The 5,334-nt window shown below is 51.0% G+C and carries 2 tRNA genes and 3 rRNA genes; all 5 read right to left on the bottom strand.

Annotation, left to right across the window (positions count from 1 at the left end):
- Positions 1 to 9: 9 nt before the first annotated feature.
- Positions 10 to 122: ribosomal RNA gene (gene rrf, locus IB213_RS17860) — 5S ribosomal RNA — on the bottom strand.
- Between the two features lie 135 nt (positions 123 to 257).
- Positions 258 to 3,136: ribosomal RNA gene (locus IB213_RS17865) — 23S ribosomal RNA — on the bottom strand.
- Between the two features lie 380 nt (positions 3,137 to 3,516).
- Positions 3,517 to 3,592: transfer RNA gene (locus IB213_RS17870), tRNA-Ala, on the bottom strand.
- A 25-nt stretch (positions 3,593 to 3,617) separates the two neighbouring features.
- Positions 3,618 to 3,694, bottom strand: a tRNA-Ile gene (locus IB213_RS17875).
- Between the two features lie 85 nt (positions 3,695 to 3,779).
- Positions 3,780 to 5,312: ribosomal RNA gene (locus IB213_RS17880) — 16S ribosomal RNA — on the bottom strand.
- The 16S, 23S and 5S rRNA genes sit together here with 2 tRNA genes alongside, the layout of an rRNA operon.
- Positions 5,313 to 5,334: the final 22 nt, after the last annotated feature.

The following is a 5,334-nucleotide window of genomic DNA, read 5'->3' on the forward strand; positions in this document are numbered from 1 at the left end:
GCTGTAAGAGCCTAGCGATGACCTACTTTCACACGGGAACCCGCACTATCATCGGCGCAAAGTCGTTTCACTGTCCTGTTCGGGATGGGAAGGAGTGGAGCCAACTTGCTATGGTCACTAGGCATAACTTGTAGCAAAGCAGCGCATGCGCTACTTCGCAAATTCATAGAGTAAAAATCAGATTTTTGGTTTATTTGATTGCGCAACTTGGCATAACTAGTCCGTTTGAACCACCATTTGGCAGTAATCAAAGTTATAGGGTCAAGCCGCTCGGGCAATTAGTACTGGTTAGCTTAACGCATTACTGCGCTTCCACACCCAGCCTATCAACGTCGTGGTCTACAACGACCCTTCAGGGGGCTCAAGGCCCCGGCAGATCTCATCTTGAAACGAGTTTCCCGCTTAGATGCTTTCAGCGGTTATCTCTTCCACACTTAGCTACCCTGCGATGCCACTGGCGTGACAACAGGTACACCAGAGGTGTGTCCACTCCGGTCCTCTCGTACTAGGAGCAGGCTTCCTCAAATCTGCAGCGCCCACGGAAGATAGGGACAAAACTGTCTCACGACGTTTTAAACCCAGCTCACGTACCTCTTTAAATGGCGAACAGCCATACCCTTGGGACCGACTACAGCCCCAGGATGAGATGAGCCGACATCGAGGTGCCAAACACCGCCGTCGATATGAACTCTTGGGCGGTATCAGCCTGTTATCCCCAGAGTACCTTTTATCCGTTGAGCGATGGCCCTTCCATACAGAACCACCGGATCACTATGTCCTGCTTTCGCATCTGCTCGACTTGTCAGTCTCGCAGTTAAGCACGCTTATGCCATTGCACTATCGTCACGATGTCCGACCGTAACTAGCGTACCTTCGAACTCCTCCGTTACGCTTTGGGAGGAGACCGCCCCAGTCAAACTGCCTACCATGCACTGTCCCCGATCCAGATAATGGACCTAGGTTAGAACCTCAAACGCACCAGGGTGGTATTTCAACGTCGGCTCCACCAGAACTAGCGTCCTGGCTTCAAAGCCTCCCACCTATCCTACACAGATCCGTTCAAAGTCCAATACAAAGCTACAGTAAAGGTTCATGGGGTCTTTCCGTCTTTCCGCGGGGAGATTGCATCATCACAAACATTTCAACTTCGCTGAGTCTCTGGAGGAGACAGTGTGGCCATCATTACGCCATTCGTGCAGGTCGGAACTTACCCGACAAGGAATTTCGCTACCTTAGGACCGTTATAGTTACGGCCGCCGTTTACTGGGACTTCAATCAAGAGCTTGCACCCCATCATTTAATCTTCCAGCACCGGGCAGGCGTCACACCCTATACGTCCACTTTCGTGTTTGCAGAGTGCTGTGTTTTTATTAAACAGTTGCAGCCACCGATTTTTTGCAACCCTTTTCAGCTCCGTTTGTTCAACTTCACTTACCGAGGGCATACCTTCTCCCGAAGTTACGGTATCAATTTGCCGAGTTCCTTCTCCAGAGTTCTCTCAAGCGCCTTAGAATACTCATCTCGCGCACCAGTGTCGGTTTGCGGTACGGTCGTCAATAGCTGAAGCTTAGTGGCTTTTCCTGGAAGCAGGGTATCACTCACTTCGTGTGCAAGCACACTCGTTATCACCCCTCATCTAAGCCCGGCGGATTTGCCTACCAGGCACGACTACAGGCTTGAACCAACATATCCAACAGTTGGCTGAGCTAACCTTCTCCGTCCCCACATCGCACTATTGATCGGTACAGGAATATTGACCTGTTTCCCATCAGCTACGCATCTCTGCCTCGCCTTAGGGGCCGACTCACCCTACGCCGATGAACGTTGCGTAGGAAACCTTGCGCTTACGGCGAGGGGGCTTTTCACCCCCTTTAACGCTACTCATGTCAGCATTCGCACTTCTGATACCTCCAGCATCCGTCTCCAGACACCTTCACAGGCTTACAGAACGCTCTCCTACCACGTGCAATAAATTGCACATCCGCAGCTTCGGTAACTGGCTTAGCCCCGTTACATCTTCCGCGCAGGACGACTCGATCAGTGAGCTATTACGCTTTCTTTAAATGATGGCTGCTTCTAAGCCAACATCCTGACTGTTTTAGCCTTCCCACTTCGTTTCCCACTTAGCCAATTTTAGGGACCTTAGCTGGCGGTCTGGGTTGTTTCCCTCTTGAGTCCGGACGTTAGCACCCGGTGCTCTGTCTCCCAAGCTGTACTCTGCGGTATTCGGAGTTTGCCTTGGTTTGGTAAGTCGCCATGACCCCCTAGCCAAAACAGTGCTCTACCCCCGCAGGTAATACTTGAGGCACTACCTAAATAGTTTTCGGAGAGAACCAGCTATTTCCAAGTTTGTTTAGCCTTTCACCCCTAACCACAGCTCATCCGCTGATTTTGCAACATCAGTCGGTTCGGACCTCCAGTACCTGTTACGGCACCTTCATCCTGGCCATGGTTAGATCACTTGGTTTCGGGTCTACACCCAGCGACTAATTCGCCCTATTCGGACTCGATTTCTCTACGCCTTCCCTATTCGGTTAAGCTTGCCACTGAATGTAAGTCGCTGACCCATTATACAAAAGGTACGCAGTCACCCCTTACGAGGCTCCTACTTTTTGTAAGCATACGGTTTCAGGATCTATTTCACTCCCCTCCCGGGGTTCTTTTCGCCTTTCCCTCACGGTACTGGTTCACTATCGGTCGATTACGAGTATTTAGCCTTGGAGGATGGTCCCCCCATATTCAGACAGGATTTCTCGTGTCCCGCCCTACTTTTCTCTAGCTTAGTACCACCGTTGAGTTTTCACATACGGGACTATCACCCACTATGGTCGGCCTTTCCATGCCATTTTGTTAACTCATCGACTATCACTAGAAGGCTCCTCCGATTTCGCTCGCCACTACTTTCGGAATCTCGGTTGATGTCTTTTCCTCTGGGTACTTAGATGTTTCAGTTCTCCAGGTTCGCCTCGCACACCTATGTATTCAGTGTGCGATACCCTTGCGGGTGGGTTTCCCCATTCAGAAATCTCCGGATCAAAGCTTATTTGCCAGCTCCCCGAAGCTTATCGCAGGCTATCACGTCTTTCATCGCCTGTAATCGCCAAGGCATCCACCATATGCTCTTAGTCACTTGACCCTATAACTTTGACGTCTCTTATCGAAACATCGCCATATTCGGAGTTCAAAGACTTGTGAGGTCTCACACCTCACGCGTTATGCCGTAATGTGAATATCTTTGCTGCCGCATCTTGCGATGCGACTTTTGAGAATATTCGTCATTACATGAATTCAAAGTTGAATTCGTGTTGACGCAATCAAATAATTGCTGACGGCACGGTCACCTCAAAGGGTGTTTCCGTCAGCAATACTGATTTCGACTCTATGAATTTTTAAAGAACAGCCTATTGATCGGATCGATCAATACAAAAGCAGTCTTTGCAAGACTGCTTTTGTATTGAGTGGAGCCAACGATTATAGCACCACACGGCGCTATAGTTTTTAAACAAACACGTTGTTTGGTGGAGGATGACGGGATCGAACCGACGACCCCCTGCTTGCAAAGCAGGTGCTCTCCCAGCTGAGCTAATCCCCCAATCGGGTTTTTCGCATTGGAAGTTTGGTGGGTCTAGTTGGGCTCGAACCAACGACCCCTGCGTTATCAACACAGTGCTCTAACCAGCTGAGCTACAGACCCAATCCATCAAAGCCTCTCGACTTCAACAGGTCATCCAACAACCGATAAGTGTGGGCGTTCAAACTTGAACTGCTTCATTTTCCAGAAAGGAGGTGATCCAGCCGCACCTTCCGATACGGCTACCTTGTTACGACTTCACCCCAGTCACGAACCCCGCCGTGGTAAGCGCCCTCCTTGCGGTTAGGCTACCTACTTCTGGCGAGACCCGCTCCCATGGTGTGACGGGCGGTGTGTACAAGACCCGGGAACGTATTCACCGTGACATTCTGATCCACGATTACTAGCGATTCCGACTTCACGCAGTCGAGTTGCAGACTGCGATCCGGACTACGACTGGCTTTATGGGATTAGCTCCCCCTCGCGGGTTGGCAACCCTTTGTACCAGCCATTGTATGACGTGTGTAGCCCCACCTATAAGGGCCATGAGGACTTGACGTCATCCCCACCTTCCTCCGGTTTGTCACCGGCAGTCCCATTAGAGTGCTCAACTAAATGTAGCAACTAATGGCAAGGGTTGCGCTCGTTGCGGGACTTAACCCAACATCTCACGACACGAGCTGACGACAGCCATGCAGCACCTGTGTTACGGCTCTCTTTCGAGCACGAAGCTATCTCTAGCGACTTCCGTACATGTCAAAGGTGGGTAAGGTTTTTCGCGTTGCATCGAATTAAACCACATCATCCACCGCTTGTGCGGGTCCCCGTCAATTCCTTTGAGTTTCAACCTTGCGGCCGTACTCCCCAGGCGGTCAACTTCACGCGTTAGCTTCGTTACTGAGTCAGTTAAGACCCAACAACCAGTTGACATCGTTTAGGGCGTGGACTACCAGGGTATCTAATCCTGTTTGCTCCCCACGCTTTCGTGCATGAGCGTCAGTACAGGCCCAGGGGGTTGCCTTCGCCATCGGTGTTCCTCCGCATATCTACGCATTTCACTGCTACACGCGGAATTCCACCCCCCTCTGCCGTACTCTAGCCTTGCAGTCACAAAGGCAGTTCCCAGGTTGAGCCCGGGGATTTCACCTCTGTCTTACAAAACCGCCTGCGCACGCTTTACGCCCAGTAATTCCGATTAACGCTTGCACCCTACGTATTACCGCGGCTGCTGGCACGTAGTTAGCCGGTGCTTATTCTTACGGTACCGTCATGACTCCAGGGTATTAACCCAAAGCTTTTCGTTCCGTACAAAAGCAGTTTACAACCCGAAGGCCTTCATCCTGCACGCGGCATTGCTGGATCAGGCTTTCGCCCATTGTCCAAAATTCCCCACTGCTGCCTCCCGTAGGAGTCTGGGCCGTGTCTCAGTCCCAGTGTGGCTGATCGTCCTCTCAGACCAGCTACAGATCGTCGGCTTGGTAAGCTTTTATCCCACCAACTACCTAATCTGCCATCAGCCGCTCTAGTAGCACAAGGTCTTGCGATCCCCTGCTTTCATCCGTAGATCTCATGCGGTATTAGCTACTCTTTCGAGTAGTTATCCCCCACTACTAGGCACGTTCCGATGTATTACTCACCCGTTCGCCACTCGTCAGCATCCGAAGACCTGTTACCGTTCGACTTGCATGTGTAAGGCATGCCGCCAGCGTTCAATCTGAGCCAGGATCAAACTCTACAGTTCGATCTTGATAAATTTAAAGTCT

Origin of the sequence: Comamonas sp. CMM02 (assembly GCF_014851485.1) — a bacterium.
Taxonomy (GTDB): Bacteria; Pseudomonadota; Gammaproteobacteria; order Burkholderiales; family Burkholderiaceae_C; genus Comamonas; species Comamonas avium.